The sequence below is a fragment of the Micromonospora sp. C51 genome, assembly GCF_018070435.1.
GTDB lineage: Bacteria > Actinomycetota > Actinomycetes > Mycobacteriales > Micromonosporaceae > Micromonospora > Micromonospora sediminimaris.
Genome location: NZ_JAGPXQ010000020.1, coordinates 13601 through 33011, shown reverse-complemented (window position 1 = coordinate 33011; position 19411 = coordinate 13601). Strand labels below are relative to the sequence as shown.

The window sequence follows — 19411 nt, the reverse complement described above, 5'->3', positions numbered from 1 at the left end:
CGAGACCTGATCTGGACCGGACCCGCCCGGTGTCGGGCGAGTGTCAGCGTACGCCAGTAGGCTGCCAGCGTGCTGGACACCCTCGACGCCGCCGCTGTGCGCCGCTGGTGCGCCAGCGGCCTGGCCGCGCTCAAGCGGCACCAGGGTGAGATCGACGAGCTGAACGTCTACCCGGTGCCCGACGGTGACACCGGCACCAACCTGGTGCTCACCCTCACCTCCGCGCAGCAGGCGCTGGCGATGGACCTCGACACCCACGCCGACGGCGTCTCGACCGCCCACGGGCACGCGTTGCGCCTGATGGCCCGGGGTGCCCTGCTCGGCGCGCGGGGCAACTCCGGGGTGATCCTGTCGCAGATCCTGCGGGGTCTCGCCGACACCCTGGCCGCCGTCCCGCAGGTGCGGGGCCGGGAGCTGGCCGCAGCCCTGCGGGAGGCCACCGACGCGGCGTACACGGCGGTGGCCCGCCCGGTGGAGGGCACCCTGCTCTCCGTGGTCTCGGCCGCCGCCGACGCGGCCGAGCAGGTTGGCAGCGACGAGCTGCGCGTGGTGGCCCGGGCCGCGGCCAACGCCGCGGCCGGCGCGCTGGCCCGCACTCCCGAGCAGTTGCCGGCGCTGGCCCGAGCGGGAGTGGTCGACGCCGGTGGGCAGGGGCTGTGCCTGCTGCTCGATGCCCTCGTCGAGGTGGTCACGGGGGAGCACCCGGTGCGGCCGGCGCCCAGTCTTCCGCTGGTGCGTCCGCCGGTCACCGTCGCCCGGGAGACCGGCTCGGCCGAGTACGCCTACGAGGTGCAGTTCCTGCTCGACGCCGAGCCCACCGCGGTGGAGCGGATGCGGGAGACACTGGTCACGATCGGCGACTCCCTGGTGGTCGTCGGCGACCAGGGCACCTGGCAGGTCCACGTGCACGTCAACGACGTCGGCGCGGCGATCGAGGCGGGCGTGGTGGCCGGCCGCCCGCACCAGATCGCGGTGACCCGCTTCGTCGACCACCAGGAGCCCGTACCGCCCCGGTTGCCCGACGGGCGGGCCGCCGTGGTGGTGGCCGCCGGCGCCGGGATCGCCGAGCTGCTCGCCGCCGAGGGAGCGGTGGTGGTGCCCGGCAACCCCTCGACCGGGGAGCTGCTCGACGCGGTGCGCGCCACCGGCGCGGCCCGGGTGGTGGTGCTGCCCAACGACCCGGACGCGCAGGCGGTGGCGAACCAGGTCGCCGAGGAGGCGCACCGGCTGGGGGTGGAGGTGGCGGTGGTACCGACCCGGTCACCGGTGCAGGCGCTGGCGGCGCTCGCCGTGCGCGATCCGCAGCGCCGCTTCGCCGACGACGTGATCGCGATGGCCGAGGCCGCCGGCGCCTGCCGGTACGCCGAGGTGTGCCGGGCCGGCCGCGAGGCGCTCACCGTCGCCGGGCCGTGCCGCGCCGGTGACGTGCTCGCCCTGGTCGAGGGCGAGGTGAATCTGATCGGCGCCGACCTGGTGGACACCTCCGTCGCGCTTGTCGACCGGATGCTCGGCGGTGGCGGCGAGCTGGTCACCCTGCTCGTCGGAGCCGACGCGCCCGACGGGCTGGTCGACGCGGTGCGCGCGCACCTCACGGCGCGCTGGCCGTTCGTGGAGGTGCAGGTGTATCCGGGCGGGCAACCACACCATCCCCTGCTGGTCGGTGTCGAATGACCGCCGATCCGTCCGACCTGGACACCCCGCTGAAGAAGCTGGTCGGGGAGAAGACCGCCAAGGCGCTCGCCGGCCACCTCGACCTGCACACCGCGGGTGACCTGATCTACCACTTCCCCCGCCGCTACGACGAGCGTGGCGAGCACACCGACATCCGCGCGTTGGACGTCGGCGAGCAGGTCACCGTGCTGGCCCAGGTGCAGCGCACCGCCGTACGCCCGATGCGGCAGCGGCGGGGCAACCTGCTGGAGGTCACCGTCGGCGACGGCTCCGGCGGCAGTCTCACCCTCACCTTCTTCGGCAACCAGGCGTGGCGCGAACGCGAGCTGCGGCCTGGCCGGTGGGGGCTGTTCGCCGGAAAGGTCACCGAGTTCCGTGGCCGGCGGCAGCTCAACGGGCCGGAGTACGTCCTGCTGGGGGAGCAGACCGACACCGAGGTCGCGGCCAGCGAGCAGATCGAGGAGTTCGCCGGGGCGATCATTCCGGTCTACCCGGCCGCTGCGGCAGTGCCCACCTGGGTGATCGCCCGCTGCGTACGGGTGGTGCTGGACACGGTGGCCCCGCCGGAGGATCCGTTGCCGGCGACGGTACGGGCCAGCCGGAACCTGGTCGGCCTGGGCACCGCCCTCCGGGAGATCCATCGGCCGTCCAGCCGGGAGGAGCTGTACCGGGCCCGTCGGCGGCTGAAGTGGGACGAGGCGTTCGCCGTGCAGGTGACCCTGGTCCGGCGCAAGCGGGACGCCGCCGCGTCGCCCGCGTGTCCCAGGCCCGGGCGATCGGGCGGTCTGCTCGACGCGTTCGACGCCCGGCTGCCGTACGAGCTGACCGCCGGTCAACGTGACGTCGGCGTGGAGATCGCCACCGACCTGGCCACCGGTCATCCGATGCACCGGCTGTTGCAGGGCGAGGTCGGCTCCGGCAAGACCGTGGTGGCGCTGCGGGCGATGCTCCAGGTGGTCGACGCGGGCGGGCAGGCCGCGCTGCTGGCCCCGACCGAGGTGCTCGCCGCCCAGCATCACCGGGGCATGCTCGACCTGCTCGGCCCGCTCGCCCAGGCCGGCGAGCTGGGTGCCGCCGAGCACGCCACCCGGGTGGAACTGGTCACCGGCTCGCTGGGCGCGGCGGCCCGGCGTCGGGCGCTGGCCGAGGTTGCCAGCGGCGCGGCCGGCATCGTGCTCGGCACCCACGCCCTGCTCTACGAGGGGGTGGACTTCGCCGATCTCGGTCTGGTCGTGGTCGACGAGCAGCACCGGTTCGGTGTCGAGCAGCGGGACGCGTTGCGGGCCAAGGCGGATCAGCCGCCGCACGTACTGGTGATGACCGCCACCCCGATCCCTCGTACGGTGGCCATGACGGTCTACGGCGACCTGGAGATCTCCACCCTGTCCCAACTGCCGCGCGGTCGTTCACCGATCGCCTCGCACGTCGTACCGGCTGCGGAGAAGCCGGCCTTTCTCGACCGTGCCTGGCGTCGGCTGCGTGAGGAGGTGGCCGCCGGCCACCAGGCGTACGTGGTCTGCCCCCGGATCGGGGATTCGACGTCCGGGGGCGAGGAGGAGCCGCCGACGGTCGACGACTCGGAACGGCGTCCACCGCTGGCGGTGACCGAGGTCGCGCCGTTGCTGGCCGACGGGCCGTTGCACGGTCTGCGGATCGGGGTCCTGCACGGCCGACTGCCGGCCGACGAGAAGGACGCGGTGATGCGGTCCTTCGCCGCCGGAGAGCTGGACGTGCTGGTGGCCACCACGGTGGTCGAGGTCGGGGTGGACGTACCCAACGCGACGATGATGGTGGTGCTGGACGCGGACCGGTTCGGCGTCTCGCAGCTGCACCAGTTGCGCGGCCGGGTGGGCCGGGGCAGCGCGCCCGGGCTCTGTCTGCTGGTGACCGAGGCGGCCGAGGGCAGCGGGGCACGGGAGCGGCTGGACGCGGTCGCCTCCACCACTGACGGTTTCAAGCTCGCCGAGCTGGACCTGGAACAGCGGCGGGAGGGGGACGTGCTGGGCGCCACCCAGTCCGGCCGTCGTTCGCACCTGCGCCTGCTGTCGTTGCTGCGCGACGCGGACCTGATCCGGGACGCGCGGGCGGAGGCGATCGCGTTGGTCGAGGAGGATCCGGCGCTGACCCGGCATCCGGCGCTCGCCGCCTCGGTGGCCGCGCTTGTCGACGCCGACCGCGCCGAGTACCTCGAGAAGGGCTGACCGAGCCGCTCGCCCCGCCGATCCCCGCGCGCCGGCCGTCGCGAATCTGGTCGGGACAGCGAACCGCCCCGGTCACCCGTGGAACGGGGTGACCGGGGCGGGCACGCTCAGCTCGGCTCAGGCGGTGAAGTGGATCCGCCGCCGCCGTGCCATCACGAACAGGACCGCGCCCAACGCCAGCAGGGCGATCGCGCCTGCGGCGATGCCGCCGGCCGCAGCGCCGGTCACCGGCAGGCCCGGCTCCTCATCGCCGCCGCCACCACCGCCGCAGCCCTCGGGGGCGTAGACGACCTCAAGCTCCAGGCCCAGCTCCGGCAGGACGACAAGCGCCGCCTCCTCGTCACCGGCCGGGAAGGTGACCTTCTCCGACGAACCCGGCGCGACGGTACGGGTCTCGGTCTTGTCGCCGTAGGTGAACTCCACCTTGACCGGCATGCCACCCTCCGGGTTCGACGCGGTCAGCCCGAAGGTCTCGCAGTCCGCGTCGGTGGTCACCGTCGGCAGCGGGCAGTCCTCGGGACGCTCCCAGGAGTAGGTGCCGTTCTCGATGACCTTGCCGTCGACCAGCACCTCGATCTTGCCGGCGTTCTCGGCGGGCACCACGGTCTCGTTGTCGGCCTTGCCCGGCGCGACAGTGACGGTCTTGGACCAGCCGTTCTCGGCCCGGACCTCGAACTCGACCGGGTACTTGGAGATCGAACCGTCGTTGCTCAGCGAGACGGTGACGCTGCCGTCGCAGGCGGACGAGAAGGTGGACGCCGGGGTGGTGCAGTTCTTGCTGCCGCCGTTGTACCAGCCCTGCGGGCCCGAGGAGCGGTTGCCGGGAGCACCCTTGTCGCCGAGCTTCTTCGAGCCGTAGCGCGGGCCGTCCTCGACCAGCGGGTCGATGACCTCGTCGACACCGCCCCAGATCAGGTCGACCTGGGTGTGGCAGTCCGGGACACCGACGTTCAGCTCGATCTCGTTCTGGCCGGCACCGAGGAAGTCGCTGTCCGGCTCGCCGTAGACGTACTGCGGGGTGGCGAACTGCGGGCGCGGCGCGAAGTACGACACCAGGGTGAAGTACTGCTTCTCGTCACCGCACAGCGGCAGGTCACCCTCCAGCTTGACCGTCGCCGTGCCCTTCGGACCGTCGAAGGTGTGGCTGTACTTCGCCTCGCTGGCGTCGACGCACTTCGGCGCCGGGGTGCACGCCCCGTCGCGGTCGAGATTGATGCTGCCCTCGTTGCTCGCGCGGGCGTTGTTCTTGTGCCAGACCGCATCCACTCGCAGCGTGGCGCGGGTGGTGTCGCCCGGCACCCGCTGGACCGCCTCCACGAAGGAGTTCTTGGGGATGACGACGCTGTGCAGCGGCCGGCTCTCGTTGGCACGCACCTGCACGGTCACGTCGGTGTTGGGGTTGGCCGTGACCTTCGTGATCGTGGCGTCCTTGTTACGTTCGCTGTTCTCCACCTTCCACGTGATCACCCGCTCACCGCTGAGCTGGTCGCAGACGACGGTGGCGGTGATGGTGGTGTGGTGAGCGCTGGCGGGGGTGGCCACCGCCGCTGCTCCGGTCAGGCCGATGAGGGCGGCTGCCAGGACAGCCAGCGGCCGCCGCAGCGACAGCTTGGGTCGGATCACGCGTACTCCCGGGGTGAAGATGCGTCAGGGTCGGCGCGGGCGGGACGGTCGGCGCTGGCGGCACGTGCCGCGCCTGAGAGGGTGCCTCCCTTGCCGATGACCGGCGGCGATGCGCCGGCACCGGGCAGACCCTAGCGAGATCGCGAGAAACGAAACAGCCCTCAGAGAAGCTTAAGTGAGATGTTGTCAATTCGAGATTATTGATATACCCGTAGTGATCATTCGGGGGCGGCGCGCTCCACTGTCCCGTCTGGACCGGCACGCCGCCGCGATGCGGCTCCGTCGGCCCGAGGCTGGTCCGCAGTCGCGTAGCGTCAGGAAGGTGAGCAGGAGCGAGCGATGACCCGCATCGTCGCGGGCAGTCTGGGTGGCCGGCGGATCGCGGCCCCGTCGGGTGCCGGCACCCGACCCACCTCCGACCGGGTACGCGAGGCGTTGTTCAGCGCGGTCGAAGCCGAGGTGGACCTCGACGGGATCCGCTTCGCCGACCTCTACGCCGGCTCGGGCGCCGTCGGCCTGGAGGCGCTGTCCCGGGGCGCCGCGCACGCGCTGCTGGTCGAGTCCGACCCGCGTGCCGCCCGGGTGATCCGGGAGAACCTGGCGGCGCTGCGGGTCGGTACGTCGGCCCGACTGGTCACCGGCAAGGTTGCCACCGTGCTGGCCGCCGGTGCGGAGGGTGACCCGTACGACGTCGTCTTCGCCGATCCGCCGTACGCCCTGCCGGACGACGACGTGCGCGCGATGCTCGCCGCTCTGCTGGACGGAGCTTGGTTGGCGCCGGAGGCGTTGGTCGTGGTGGAGCGGTCCAGCCGTAGCGGACCGGTCGAGTGGGTGGAAGGCATCACTGGCCAGCGCAGTCGCCGGTACGGCGAGACCACCCTTTGGTACGGTCGCCGATCATGAGACGTGCGGTGTGTCCCGGATCGTTCGACCCGGTCACCAACGGTCACCTCGACATCGTCGGCCGGGCCAGCCGGCTGTTCGACGAGGTGATCGTCGGCGTACTGGTAAACCAGTCGAAGAGTGGCCTGTTCACCGTCGAGGAGCGCATCGACATGCTCCGCGAGGTGACCGCCTCCTACGGCAACGTGCGGGTGGAATCCTTCCGGGGCCTGCTGGTGGACTTCTGCCGGGCGCAGCGGGCGACCGTGCTCATCAAGGGTCTGCGGGCGGTCAGCGACTTCGACTACGAGTTGCAGATGGCCCAGATGAACATCGGCCTGGCCGGGGTCGAGACGCTGTTCATGCCGACCAACCCGCTCTACTCCTTCCTCTCGTCCAGCTTGGTCAAGGACGTGGCCAAGTGGGGTGGCGACGTCACGCCCCACGTGCCGGACGTGGTCCGGGAGGCATTGAAGGCCCGACTGGTGCCCCCGCCAGCCTGACCGCCAACCGCTTCCCGGCCGCAATCTCGCAGTTATGGTCGCCTTCGTGGCGCTTCGGCGTGGTTCGCGGGGACAGAAAGTGCAAGATCGCGAGATGGGCGGGGCGACACGCCCGGGGAGGGGTCGGTGCGGGGTTGGTGCCGGACGACATCATGGGTGAAGCGGGAAACCGGCCGCAGCCCGCATGATGTAGGTCGGCCCGACGAACGACAGGAGTGAGGTACCGGTGGACCCGCTCGACCGCATCGACGAACTGATCACCATCGTGGAGCAGGCGCGCTCCGTGCCGATGTCGCGCAACAACTGCATGGTCGACCGGGGTGAGATGATCGCGGCCCTCGACGAACTGCGCGCCGAACTCCCCGCCGACCTGCGCCGCGCCGCCGCCCTGCTGGAGGAGCGGGACAAGATCATGGAGGCCGGCAAGCGGGAGGCCGACCGCATCATCAGCGAGGGTGAGGCGGAACACGCCCGCCTGGTCTCGGTGAACGAGATCACCGTCTCCGCCGAGCACGAGGGCGCCCGGATCATCGCCGAAGCGCGGGCGGAGGCGCAGCGGCTGCGCGAGGAGGTCGACGACTACGTCGACACCGCGTTGGCCAACTTCGAGCAGTTCCTCACCCGGGCGCTGGCCTCGATAGAGCGCGGCCGGGACAAGATGCATGCGCTGCGGGAGATCGGCACCTTCGCCGGGGAGGAGGCGGAGCGTCCGCTGCCCTTCTGACCGCCACAGGGTCGTCGAACGGATCGTCCGCTGCCGGCCGGACTGTCCGCCAGTGCCGGGATCATCCGCTGCTCCCGGTGCCGGGACGGCTGGTCACCCCCGATTCGACGCTGGAGCGTCCGTCCAGGTAACCTCGTTTGTCGGCCTCTCACCGGCCGGAGTCTGACTATGCCCAAGAACTCACCCACTTCACTCGACCCCAGGTCGCCGCTGGTCCTCGACACGAGGGAGCTGCCGCGTCGACCTGGTGCTCTGCGTACCGTCGAACGGGTGGTCCCGGCACCGTCGGACCTCGGCGTGGAGTTGATCGGCGTGCCGGAGGGCGCGGACCTCGACCTCGATCTGCGGATGGAGTCGGTGTCCGAGGGCGTGCTCGTCTCGGGGACCGTGAGCGGTCCGATCCGGGGTGAGTGCGGTCGCTGCCTGCGCGAGATCAACGACTCGGTGACGGTGACGATCCAGGAGCTGTACGCGTACGAGAACAGCACCACGGACGTCACCACCGAAGAGGACGAAGTGGGTCGAATGCAGGGAGACCTGATCGACCTGGAACCGGCGTTGCGGGACGCGGTGGTGCTCGCGCTGCCGAACAACCCGCTCTGCCGCCAGGACTGCCCAGGTCTGTGCCCCGAATGCGGGGTGCACCGGGACGATCTGCCGGCCGATCACAGCCACCAGCAGATCGACCCGCGTTGGGCGGGCCTGTCGCAACTGACCCGTACAGAGGAGTAAGAACCGTGGCCGTCCCCAAGCGCAAGATGTCGCGCAGCAACACCCGGTCCCGCCGGGCGAACTGGAAGGCCGCGGCGGTCGCGACCGTCGCCTGCCCGCAGTGCAAGTCCGCGAAGCTGCCGCACGCCGCCTGCTCGGTCTGCGGCACCTACAACGGCCGCCAGGTCCTTGAGGTCTGACCCGGACGGCGCGTGACGTCTCCGACCACAGGTCGGGTGACGCACACCCCCCGGCGATCGCCCGCAACTCCGGCCGACGCCGGCCGGCCCAGGCCGGTCGGCGTCGAGACGGAGTCGGACATCGCACGGATCGCCGTTGACCTCCTCGGCGGGGACGAGGCTCCCGCCGTCGTGGTGGACGGCGCTCTGCGGGCGGTGTGCGACGACCCGGACCTGCACCTGCTTCTCGTCGGGCCGACCAAGGCCGCCGGCGCGCTGATCGACGCCCTGGACCCGGCACAACGGGACCGGATCACGGTCCGCCCGACACACTCCGTCGTCGAGATGGCCGACGACCCCAGCGCGGCACGCGCCGAGACCACCGTCCGGGCGGCCGTGGCGGCGGTCCGTGCCGGGTACGCCGACGCGCTGGTCTCCGCCGGCTCCACCGGCGCGACCGTCACCGCCGCCGCCATCGGCCTCGGACGCTGGCCCGATGTGCGGCGCCCGGCCCTCGCTGCCGCGCTGCCTGCCGTCTCCGGCACCGTCGTCCTGCTCGACGTCGGTGGCTCACTGGAACCGAACCCGGCGACTCTCGCCCGGCACGCCGCGCTCGGTGCCGCCTACGCCGCGGTCGCCCACGGCGTCGCCGCGCCCCGGGTGGGGCTGCTCTCCGTGGGCACCGAACCCGGCAAGGGTGACCGTGCCCGGCGGCTCACCGACCCCGTGCTCAGCGCGGCGGCACTGCCCGGCGAGGCCCGCTACGTCGGTCTCGTCGAGGGGTACGACGTCTGCCTCGGCACGCGGGCCGATGTGGTGGTCACCGACGGTTTCACCGGTAACGTGCTGCTCAAAGCCGTCGAAGGCGCGTACGCGATGGCCGGCGGGACCCCGCCCGGTGGTGGCGCGCCCCGGGCGGCCGCGCTGCTCGGCGTGGCCGGCACCGTCGTCGTCTGCCACGGCGCCGCCCGCGCCGATGACATCACCTCCGGCATCGCCCTGGCCGCCCACCTCTGGCGGCGTGACGCCACCGAGCGGGTCGCCGCGCTGCTCGCCGAGAACCGCACCGATCGCACGACCGACACCGAGGTACGCACATCATGAGCAACGACAAGCGTCGGCGGCCGGCAATCGGCCACCTGGAGGCCGCCTTCGGCGTCTCACTGGATCCGGATCTGCTGGAACGCGCGCTCACCCACCGTTCGTACGCGTACGAGAACGGCGGGCTGCCCACCAACGAGCGGCTGGAGTTCCTCGGCGACTCGGTGCTGGGTGTGGTGATCACCACCGCGCTCTTCCAGAACCACCCCGACCTGCCGGAGGGCCAGCTGGCGAAGCTGCGGGCCAGCGTGGTCAACATGCGTGCCCTCGCCGACGTGGCACGCGGCCTGGGCCCGGACGGGCTCGGCCCCTATCTGCTGCTCGGCAAGGGCGAGGAGACCACCGGCGGTCGGGACAAGGCCAGCATCCTCGCCGACACCCTCGAAGCGCTGCTCGGCGCGATCTACCTCCAGTACGGCCTGGACACCGCCGCCATCGTCATCCACCGGCTGTTCGACCCGCTGATGGCCGAGTCCGCCGGCCGGGGCGCCGCGCTGGACTGGAAGACCAGCCTTCAGGAACTGACCGCCGCGCTCGGCCTCGGCGTTCCGGAATACCGGATCGAGGGCACCGGGCCCGACCACCTGAAAACCTTCACCGCCTGGGTGGTGGTCGCCGGCAACCGGTACGGCGGCGCTGACGGGCGGAGCAAGAAGGAGGCCGAGCAGCGGGCCGCGGAATCGGCGTGGCGGACCCTCACCGAGGAGGCGGAGGCAACCGCCGACGGCCGGGATGGGCCAACCGTCGACGGCCAGGATGGGGCGACCGCCGACGGTTCGGCCGACGAGCAGGTGAACGCGGTGGTCGACGGCCAGCGGGCGGACGAGGTCGAAGCCCAGCCGCACCATGCCTGAGCTGCCGGAGGTGGAGACCGTCCGGCAGGGCCTGTCCCGCTGGGTCATCGGCCGCCGGATCCATGCCGTGGAGGTGCGCCACCCCCGGGCGGTTCGTCGCCATCTGCCCGGCGGAGCGCACTTCGCGGACGTGCTGGCCGGCCGGAAGGTGCTCGACGTCCGACGACGCGGAAAGTATCTCTGGCTGCCGCTGGACAGCGGGGACGCCGTCGTCGGGCACCTCGGGATGTCCGGGCAACTGCTGCTGCAACCAACGGACGCGCCCGACGAGACGCATCTGCGGGTCCGGTTCCGCTTCGACGACGGCGGGCCCGAGCTGCGCTTCGTCGACCAGCGCACGTTCGGCGGGCTCTCGGTCAGCGAGGGCGGTGGCACACTGCCGGCGGAGATCGCCCACATCGCTCGCGACCCACTGGACCCGGAGTTCTCCGACGCGGAGTTCGTGGCCGCGCTGCGCCGGCGGCGTACCGAGGTGAAGCGGGCGCTGCTCGACCAGAGCCTGATCTCCGGCGTGGGCAACATCTACGCCGACGAGGCGCTGTGGCGGGCCGGGCTGCACGGCACCCGGTCCACCGACGCGCTGACCGGCCCGGCCGCCCAGCGGCTGCTCGCGCACGTACGGGACGTCCTCGGCGAGGCGATCACCGCGGGTGGCACCAGCTTCGACGCCCTCTACGTCAACGTCAACGGCGAGAGCGGCTACTTCGACCGGTCGTTGAACGCGTACGGACGGGAGGGGCAGCCCTGCCGTCGCTGTGGCGCACCGATCCGCCGCGAGGCGTTCATGAACCGGTCGTCCTACAGCTGCCCGCGCTGCCAGCCCCGACCCCGGACCAGGCTCCGCCCCTGACACCACCGCCCCGGCCGGGCGCGGCTGGCGGAGCTGGCCCGGCTGGCCCCTCGGTGACCGCGTCAGGGGGACGGGCAGGGCAGGCGCCAGGCGTCCAGGGTGCGGTTCTTGCGGATCGAGGCGAAGCCGTAGCCGACGCTCGTCACGCAGAAGTCGGTGGTGGCGCCGGTGTACTCGACGTGGAACACCGGCTTGCCGGCGTCGGCGAAGGGCAGCAGCTTGTCGCACCGGCCCAGCCGTACGCACTCCTCGTTGACGGCGAAGTCGAAGTCCGGTGCGAGCGCGGCGACCTGCGCCAGGTTGCCGAGCAGGCCGGGGGAGAGGTCGAGCGAACGGGCCAGCGTGGCGACCCGGCGGTTGAACGTCAACTGGTCGTCGAATTCCAGCGCTAAGCCGGAACGGTGGTCGTAGCCGTCGGCGTCGGCGAACACCACCGCGCCGAAACCCTTCCCACGGCAGAGCCGGAGCCGGTCGGCCAGCACCGGCCGCAGGATGTCCCACCGGCGGACGTCCAGCCAGACACGCCCGCTGCGTGCCATCGTCGCGCCGCGTACCCGTGCCGGGTAGCGGCTGGCGTCGGGGTCGGTCGGACGCACCGACCCGATGTGCACCTGGCAGACCAGCCGACGGTCCCGGGAGCGCAGCTCGGCGGTCTGCGCGGCGGTGGTGTCGACCGGGTCGAGGACGAAGACGTCCGCCTCGACGTCCGGATCGAGCACGCCGTCCAACTGCCACTGCCACTGCCAGTGCCGCGCCGCACTGGTCGGCCAACTTGTCGGTGCCCCGGGCGGGGTGAGGTCGGGCCGGCAGGCGGCAGCCGTGACCAGCAGCGTGAACGTCAGACCGGCCGGCAGCGCCCGGCGGTGCATCCACCGCGCCGGTCGCCCGCCCAGGCCGTACCGCATCGCCAGCTCCGCAGGTCGCGGGGGCGGCGTCGGGCCGCCCGAGCCGGTACGCCGGGTCTCGGCGTACCCACCCGGTCAAACGAGCGCAGACCCGACAAGGACTCGCGCTCAGCGTGGTGCGGCGAACACCTGCGTCCAGTACGGGCCGTTGCTGCTCGCCACGCCGACGCCGATTTCGGTGAAGGCGCAGTTGAGGATGTTGGCACGGTGTCCGTCGCTGTTCATCCAGGCGTCCATGACGGCCGCCGGAGTCCGCTGGTTCCAGGCGACGTTCTCGCCGTACGTGCGCCAGGCGTAGTCGACCCGATCGATCCGGTCGCCGGGATCGCTACCGTCGCTGCCGGTGTGCGACATGTTCTTGTGGTCGGCCTGGTCCTGGCTGTGCCGCTGGGCGGCGGTCATCAGCTTGTCGTCGATGCTCAGGGCGTCGCAGCCGGCCTTCGCCCGCTCGGCGTTGACCAGCGCGACCACCTCGGCCGCCTCCGAGGCGACGTCGCCGGAGGAGGACGGACTGGCGGAGGCGGCCCGGCTCGGGCTGCCCTGGCGTTCGGCGCTGAGCCGGGAGGGGGCCGTGCTGCGCGAGGGCGCGGGCTTGGGTCGGGTCGTCCGGCTCGGTGACGGCGACGCCGTCGCAGTGCTGGGGGAGGCGCTGGGGCTGGGAGTGGCGCTCGGACTCTGGCTCTCGGACAGGTCCAGCGCCAGTTCCTGATCCTCTTCCGGCACGGCGGGCGCGCTGGCGACCGGTGCCTCGCCGGCCGTGGAGTTGGTGGGGGTGTCGTCACCAGGCAGCGCGAGGGCCGCGACGCCGATGCTCACCACGAGGGTGGCGGCTGCGGCGGCACCGCCCATCACCAGGGGGCGCGGCAGCCGGCGGGACCGACGGGCCGGAGCGGTCGGTTCGAGTGCCGGCTCGTCGACCCCGGCCACCTCCCGGTGCCCGGTCTGCGGCCCGTAGTGAGGAAGGACGACCGGTTCGGCGTACGCCCTGCTCCGGTCGGGGTACCCGACGGCCTGATCGGTGTACCGGTCGAGCCGATCATCGTAGGCGTACGAGCTGTCCTGCGGCGACGCGTGCTGCGTGGGCCAATCGGCGGCATGGACGGCGGTGCGGTCGTCGTCGCGGTGGTGCCGCCCGGTCCCCGGGTGGAACGAGCCGGTCTCCTGGTGGAACGAGCCCGAGGTGTCGTGGTGGAACGGGCCCGAGGCGTCGTACCAGTCCTGCCCCGTCGCCGGGTATGACGGCTCCGCCGGCTGGTACGCCTCCGTCGCCTGGTAGGACTGCGTGGCGTCGGACCGCCACTGCTCGGTCGGCTGGTCGCGGTACCACCCGTCGGACGGGCCCTCCGGATCGTCGCCGAACAGGTAGGACGACCGTGGCGCCGGCCGGTCGGTCAACCAGGCCGGGTCGTCGGTCGGTGGTTCCGCTCGGCGCGGGGTGTGCTCCGGGTCGATCGGATCATTCCAGCCGTGCACGCCTGTCGCCTCCACGGGTCAGTTACGGGCCGGGGTGACGCTACGTGTTGTGTCTGAGCAGCAGCAATCTGGCTAAGGAAGAGTTAAGAGGAGCCTGTACGTCCGGGTGAGGTATTCGGTGATTCCGGAGCGTAGAGTCGGGGCGTCCGGACAGAGCGTGTCCGCGCCTCGTGGCAGTCCCCCGAGACGGGTGTGGCCGACGCCGAGATGATCTACGGCCTGCGTGAACTTGACGAAGCAGGGGCTGTCGGCTCAATATGGTGATGTCGCCAGTCGCGCCCGGCCATGCCCAGAAATTGTGGGAATGGTAGTCGCGTTCACAGGGGCGCGCGTTGGCCGGCCTCTCCGGCAGCGCACATCAAGGAGTAAAAATGGCGAAGGCCCTCTACGGCCACGTAGGTGCGGCGCCCGACCGGCGCCTGCTCGACGAGGTCACCCGACTGCGTGCCAGGGTTCAGTCACTGGAGTTCGAGGTCACGCGACTGCGTGCCGAGAACGATCGGCTCGCGGCGGCTGCGGCGGAGGCAGACGATCTGCTTCGTCTGGCCGAGCCCGCGCTGACCTGACCTACCTGGTCGCCGCACAGGCGACTGCACCCAACTGGTCGCCACAACTGAATAGCACCACCGCTCTGAGCGCGCCGACACGATGTGCCGGCGCGCAGCTCTGTGCGTAGCCGATCGCATCGGCCGTTCGGTGCGGTGGTGCGGTCCGGTCGGTGTTCGACGGCCGGCAGGTGGGTCGCGTCGGGTGCGCCACCCGGTCCCGGGTTAGTCTGCGGGTTTACCAGGGTCCGCGCAGCCGGGCGACGGTACGGCGGCCACCGGACGAGGATCGAGAAGGTGCATCTCAAGAGCCTGACGGTGAAGGGCTTCAAGTCTTTCGCCTCCGCGACGACGCTCAAGCTGGAGCCGGGGATCACCTGCGTGGTGGGCCCGAACGGCTCCGGCAAGTCAAACGTCGTCGACGCCATCGCCTGGGTGCTCGGCGAGCAGGGCGCCAAGGCGTTGCGCGGCGGAAAGATGGAGGACGTCATCTTCGCCGGCACCGCCGGGCGCGCCCCGCTGGGCCGAGCCGAGGTGACCCTCACCATCGACAACACCGACGGTGCGCTGCCGATCGAGTACACCGAGGTCTCCATCACCCGCCGGATGTTCCGCTCCGGCGAGAGCGAATACGAGATCAACGGCGACTCGTGTCGACTGCTCGACATTCAGGAACTGCTGTCGGACTCCGGCATCGGCCGGGAGATGCACATCATCGTCGGGCAGGGCCGGCTCGACGGGATGCTGCACGCCAAGCCGGAAGACCGGCGGGCGTTCATCGAGGAGGCGGCCGGCGTCCTCAAGCACCGCAAGCGCAAGGAAAAGGCGCTGCGCAAGCTCGACGCGATGCAGACCAACCTCAACCGGCTCACCGACCTCACCGCCGAGCTGCGCCGACAGCTCAAACCTCTCGGGCGGCAGGCCGAGGTGGCCCGCCGGGCCGCGGTGATCCAGGCCAACCTGCGCGACGCCCGGCTACGGCTGCTTGCCGACGACCTCGCCACCCTGCGGACCACCCTGGACAAGGAGATCGCGGACGAGACCGCGCTTCGGCAGCGCCGGGAGCAGGTCGAGGCGGAGCACGCCGAGGTGCAGTCCCGCCTCGGCGAGTTGGAGGAGGCGCTGGCCTCCGACGCCCCGCTGCTGGCCGCCGCCCAGGACACCTGGTACAAGCTCTCCGCGTTGCAGGAGCGGTTCCGCTCGATCGAGCAGCTCGCCGTCGAACGGCTGCGGCACCTGACCGCCACGCCGGACGACGAACGCCCGGGCCGCGACCCGGAACAACTGGAGGCCGAGGCCGAACGGGTCCGCGAGCAGGAGGAGGAACTGCGCGCGGCGCTCACCGACGACCAGGTCCGGCTCGCCGAGGCGGTGGAGCACCGCCAGGAGCTGGAGCGGCAGCTCGCCGCCGCCGAGCGGGAACTGGTCGCCGCCGCGAAGGCGATCGCCGACCGGCGGGAGGGCCTGGCCCGGCTGACCGGGCAGGTGAACTCCGCGCGGGCGCGGACCACAAGCGCCGGGGAGGAGATCGAGCGGCTCGCCGCCGCGCACACCGACGCGATGGCGCGCGCCGAGCGGGCCCAAGCCGAGCTGGACGCGGTCGCCGAGCAGTCCACCGAGGCGGACCGCGACAACGCCGACCTGGACGCCCGGCACGCCGAGGCCGTCGCCGCCCAGGAACAGGCACAGGCCACGGTCCGGTCCCTGTCGGATGCGGAACGGGCGGCGGAGAAGGACGCCGCCACCTGGAAGGCCCGGGAGGAGGCGCTCGCTCTGGGCCTGCGCCGCAAGGACGGCGCGGGGGCCCTGCTGGCCCGCGCCGACCAGGTACCCGGCCTGCTGGGCGGCCTCGCCGGCCTGCTCACGGTGGCTCCGGGTCACGAGGCGGCGCTCGCAGCGGCGCTCGGCGGGCTGGCTGACGCGGTCGCGGTGACCGGCGTGGACGAGGCGGTCGAGGCGATGCGGCTGCTGAAGATCTCGGACGCCGGGCGGGCCGGACTGCTCGTCGGCAGCCCCGCCGGGCCGGGAATGACCGGCTCGGCCGACGCATTGCGTCCGAAACTGCCCGACGGCGCCCAGTGGGCACCCGACCTGGTCGACTGCGACGCCCAGATCCGGCCCGCGGTGTACCGGGCGCTGCGGGACGTGGTGCTGGTGGCGGACCTGTCCGCCGCCGCCGAGGTGGTCAGCGCACATCCTGAGCTGCGGGCGGTCACCCGGGAGGGTGACGTGGTGGGCGCGTACGCGGCGGCCGGCGGGTCGGCCAAGGCACCGAGTTACATCGAGGTGCAGGCGGCCGTCGAGGAGGCCCGAGCCAATCGGTTGGCGGCCGAGCGGACCAGCGTCGACCTGCGGGAGCAGCTGGTTGAGGCGCGTGCCGAGGTGGCCAAGGCCAAGGAGGCGGTGCAGCACGCCGCAGCGGCCAAGCGGGAGGCGGAGAGCCACCGCAACGCCGCGGCACGCCGGCTCGCCGAGTTGGGTGCCGCCGCTCGGTCGGCAAAGGCGGAGACCGACCGCCTCGGCGAGTCCCGTTCCCGCGCCGAGGCGGCCCGGGAACGGGACCTGACCACCCTGGCCGAGCTGGAGGAGCGGCTGCGGTTGGCCGAGGCCACCCCGATCGACGCGGAACCCTCCACCGAGGAACGCGACCAGTTCGCCGCCATGGTGCCGCAGGCGCGGCAGAACGAGATGGAGGTCCGGCTCGCGGTGCGTACCGCTGAGGAACGGGTCGCCTCGATCGCCGGGCGGGCCGACTCGCTGCGTCGGCAGGCCGGTGCCGAGCGGGCGGCCCGGGAACGGGCGGCGGCCCGGCGCGCGGCGCGTACCCGGGGCGCCGCCATCGCCCGCGCGGTGGCCGGTGGCGCGCGGACGGCGTTGACCCAGCTGACCAGCAGCATCGCCCGGGCCGAGGAGCACCGCGACGCGGTGGCGCGGGAACGGGCCACCCGCGAGGCGGAGCTGCAGGAGGTGCGGGCCGCCGCGAAACGGTTCGGTGCGGAGTTGGAACGACTCACCAGTCAGGTGCACCGGGACGAGGTCGCCCGCGCCGAGCAGCGGTTGCGCATCGAGCAGTTGGAGGCCAAGGCCGCCGAGGACTTCGGCCTGACGGTCGAGACCCTGGTCGCCGAGTACGGCCCGAGCCAGCTGGTGCCGGCCACCGAGGCGGAGGTGGCCGCCGCCGAGCGGGACGGCCTGCCGGTTCCCGAGCCGGTCCGCTACGAACGCCCGGTGCAGGAGAAACGGGCCGCCAAGGCCGAACGGGAGCTGGCCCTGCTGGGCAAGGTCAACCCGCTCGCCCTGGAGGAGTTCGCGGCGCTGGAGGAGCGGTACAAATTCCTCTCCGAGCAGCTGGAGGATCTCAAGGCCACCCGGCGGGACCTGCTCACCGTGGTCAAGGACGTCGACGAGCGGATTCTGGAGGTCTTCGCCAGCGCCTTCGCCGACACCGCCCGGGAGTTCGAGCAGGTCTTCACCGTGCTGTTCCCCGGCGGTGAGGGCCGGCTGATCCTCACCGACCCGGACGATCTGCTGACCACCGGCGTCGAGGTCGAGGCCCGCCCGCCGGGCAAGAAGATCAAACGGCTGTCGCTGCTCTCCGGCGGCGAGCGGTCGCTGACCGCCGTGGCGATGCTGGTGGCGATCTTCCGCGCCCGGCCGAGCCCGTTCTACATCATGGACGAGGTGGAGGCGGCCCTCGACGACGTGAACCTGGGCCGGCTGATCACCCTGCTGGCTCAGCTGCGGGAGAAGAGTCAGCTGATCGTCATCACGCACCAGAAGCGGACGATGGAGATCGCTGACGCGCTCTACGGTGTGACCATGCGCGGCGGGGTGACCCAGGTGATCAGTCAACGGCTCAACCGGGCTGACGGGGATGACGAGCGGCAGCGCCGCGGCGAGGAGAACGGGTAGTGGCTCGGGAACGCGCGACGGCGCTCCTGGTGGATTTCGACGGTGTGCTGCGGCGCTGGGATCCGGCGGTCGCCGCCGGCGTCGAGCGGGAGTACGGTCTCTCCGCCGGTGTGCTCGGCGAGATCGCCATGCAGTGGGGGCGGCTGCAACCGGTGCTCACCGGCCAGGTCAGCCACGCCGACTGGATGACAAGCGTGGCCGACGCGCTCACGCCGTCCGTGGGGGGTGACGCCGAGCGGGCGCGTGCGGCGGTGGCGCAGTGGCAGCGCTATCGCGGTGAGGTCGACCCCGAGGTGCTCACGTTCGTCCGCGAGGCGAGGGCCGCCGGCATTCGGGTCGGGCTCGGCACCAACGCCACCGACCTGCTCGACGCCGACCTGGCCGCGTTGGGTCTCACCGACGAGTTGGACGTGGTGGTCAACTCCTCGGCCATCGGGGTGCACAAGCCGGCGCCCGAGTACTTCCAGGCCGCCTGTGGAGCGCTGGACACGCCGCCGGCCCGGGTGCTCTTCGTCGACGACGAGGACCGGGCGATAAGCGGGGCCCGGGCCGCCGGGCTGTCGGCGTACCGCTGGAACGGGCCGGCCGACCTGCGCTACCTGCGCGCCGCCCTGGCCGGCTGAGCCGGCACCGACCACTTTCCGCGCCCGGGTCGCGGCACGTCGCGGTGTCCCGCCGACGGGTGACCGCGACGTGCCGCAACCGGTGCCGACCAGCCACGCTCTCCGTCACTCGCCGACGACACCGTCGATGCGTTCGCGGATCAGGTCGGCGTGCCCGTTGTGTCGGGCGTACTCCTCGATCATGTGGACGTAGACCCAGCGCAGGTTGAACGTGCGTCCTTTCGGGCCCACCTCGGTGAACGTCTCGTCGAGCGACCGACCGACGACGGCGGCGCGGGCCAGCGCCACCTGTCGGTGGTAGGTGGCGAAGTCCGCCTCGGCGTCGGCGGTGCTGACGTCGTGGTCGGCGTCCGGATCGTCTTCCGTGTAGTACGGGTAGTCGACAGGCTTGCCGGCGAAGTTCTCCCGGAACCACCAGGCCTCCACCTCGGCCAGGTGCCGGACCAGCCCGAGCAGGGTGAGGCCGGAGGGCTCCACGCTCGCGGTGCGTAGCTGCTCGGCGGTGAGGCCCGCGCACTTGAGCAGCAGGGTCTGCCGGTGATAATCCAGCCAGCCCTCCAGCATGGTGCGCTCGTCGCCGACGTAGGGCTCGGGGGTCCGGTCGACCGCCGGTGCTGTCCATGTCATCCGGGCATTCTGGCCCGGATGTCTGAC

At 72.1% G+C, this 19411-nt stretch carries 17 protein-coding genes; 13 read left to right on the top strand and 4 right to left on the bottom strand.

The features are described from left to right. Nucleotides 1-69: 69 nt before the first annotated feature. Together KBX50_RS19745 and recG are read left to right on the top strand one after the other, a co-directional pair. Entirely contained in the window at nt 70-1671 is a 1602-nt protein-coding gene (locus tag KBX50_RS19745; protein WP_210938714.1) for a DAK2 domain-containing protein, read from the top strand. After that, on the top strand, nt 1668-3872 hold the full coding sequence (gene recG / locus KBX50_RS19740; protein ID WP_210938712.1) for an ATP-dependent DNA helicase RecG: 2205 nt from the start codon (nt 1668-1670) through the stop codon (nt 3870-3872). Before KBX50_RS19745 ends, recG begins: the two co-directional genes overlap by 4 nt. A gap of 117 nt (nt 3873-3989) precedes the next feature. On the opposite strand, the gene KBX50_RS19735 is transcribed toward recG, so the two are convergent. Further along, entirely contained in the window at nt 3990-5495 is a 1506-nt protein-coding gene (locus KBX50_RS19735; RefSeq protein WP_210938710.1) for a cell wall anchor protein, read from the bottom strand. Between the two features lie 339 nt (nt 5496-5834). Between KBX50_RS19735 and rsmD the strand changes: the two genes are divergently transcribed. From rsmD to mutM, 8 genes are all read left to right on the top strand, one after another. Then, complete coding sequence (gene rsmD, locus KBX50_RS19730; RefSeq protein WP_210938708.1) at nt 5835-6398, top strand: 16S rRNA (guanine(966)-N(2))-methyltransferase RsmD; 564 nt, start codon at nt 5835-5837, stop codon at nt 6396-6398. Then, complete coding sequence (coaD, locus tag KBX50_RS19725; RefSeq protein WP_210938705.1) at nt 6395-6880, top strand: pantetheine-phosphate adenylyltransferase; 486 nt, start codon at nt 6395-6397, stop codon at nt 6878-6880. Before rsmD ends, coaD begins: the two co-directional genes overlap by 4 nt. Nucleotides 6881-7106: 226 nt before the next feature. Further along, on the top strand, nt 7107-7604 hold the full coding sequence (locus KBX50_RS19720) for a hypothetical protein (RefSeq protein WP_210938703.1): 498 nt from the start codon (nt 7107-7109) through the stop codon (nt 7602-7604). 168 nt (nt 7605-7772) lie between these two features. Beyond that, on the top strand, nt 7773-8336 hold the full coding sequence (locus tag KBX50_RS19715; protein WP_210938701.1) for a DUF177 domain-containing protein: 564 nt from the start codon (nt 7773-7775) through the stop codon (nt 8334-8336). Nucleotides 8337-8341: 5 nt separating this feature from the next. Next, nucleotides 8342-8515, top strand: coding sequence for a 50S ribosomal protein L32 (gene rpmF, locus KBX50_RS19710; protein WP_091435485.1), 174 nt, complete (start codon nt 8342-8344; stop codon nt 8513-8515). Nucleotides 8516-8635: 120 nt separating this feature from the next. After that, the gene (locus tag KBX50_RS19705) at nt 8636-9598 is read left to right on the top strand and encodes a phosphate acyltransferase PlsX (RefSeq protein ID WP_307871021.1); all 963 of its coding nucleotides are present in this window, start codon (nt 8636-8638) and stop codon (nt 9596-9598) included. Continuing rightward, on the top strand, nt 9595-10449 hold the full coding sequence (gene rnc / locus KBX50_RS19700) for a ribonuclease III (protein WP_210938697.1): 855 nt from the start codon (nt 9595-9597) through the stop codon (nt 10447-10449). The genes KBX50_RS19705 and rnc overlap by 4 nt, the downstream gene beginning before the upstream one ends. After that, complete coding sequence (gene mutM, locus KBX50_RS19695; RefSeq protein WP_210938695.1) at nt 10442-11299, top strand: bifunctional DNA-formamidopyrimidine glycosylase/DNA-(apurinic or apyrimidinic site) lyase; 858 nt, start codon at nt 10442-10444, stop codon at nt 11297-11299. The genes rnc and mutM overlap by 8 nt, the downstream gene beginning before the upstream one ends. A 62-nt stretch (nt 11300-11361) precedes the next feature. On the opposite strand, the gene KBX50_RS19690 is transcribed toward mutM, so the two are convergent. After that, on the bottom strand, nt 11362-12204 hold the full coding sequence (locus KBX50_RS19690) for an endo alpha-1,4 polygalactosaminidase (protein WP_210938693.1): 843 nt from the start codon (nt 12202-12204) through the stop codon (nt 11362-11364). 108 nt (nt 12205-12312) lie between these two features. Continuing rightward, complete coding sequence (locus KBX50_RS19685) at nt 12313-13677, bottom strand: CAP domain-containing protein (RefSeq protein ID WP_307871017.1); 1365 nt, start codon at nt 13675-13677, stop codon at nt 12313-12315. Between the two features lie 371 nt (nt 13678-14048). Here KBX50_RS19685 and KBX50_RS19680 point away from each other — a divergent pair, with 371 nt between their 5' ends. The 3 genes from KBX50_RS19680 (at nt 14049) to KBX50_RS19670 (ending at nt 18757) form a co-directional block, all read left to right on the top strand. Continuing rightward, complete coding sequence (locus KBX50_RS19680) at nt 14049-14243, top strand: hypothetical protein (RefSeq protein WP_093401709.1); 195 nt, start codon at nt 14049-14051, stop codon at nt 14241-14243. A 276-nt stretch (nt 14244-14519) separates the two neighbouring features. Further along, nucleotides 14520-18134, top strand: a complete 3615-nt coding sequence (gene smc / locus KBX50_RS19675) for a chromosome segregation protein SMC (protein ID WP_210938688.1) — start codon at nt 14520-14522, stop codon at nt 18132-18134. Beyond that, nucleotides 18134-18757, top strand: coding sequence for an HAD family hydrolase (locus KBX50_RS19670; RefSeq protein ID WP_210938686.1), 624 nt, complete (start codon nt 18134-18136; stop codon nt 18755-18757). The genes smc and KBX50_RS19670 overlap by 1 nt, the downstream gene beginning before the upstream one ends. A 105-nt stretch (nt 18758-18862) precedes the next feature. On the opposite strand, the gene KBX50_RS19665 is transcribed toward KBX50_RS19670, so the two are convergent. Next, complete coding sequence (locus tag KBX50_RS19665) at nt 18863-19384, bottom strand: DinB family protein (RefSeq protein WP_210938684.1); 522 nt, start codon at nt 19382-19384, stop codon at nt 18863-18865. Nucleotides 19385-19411 lie beyond the last annotated feature (27 nt).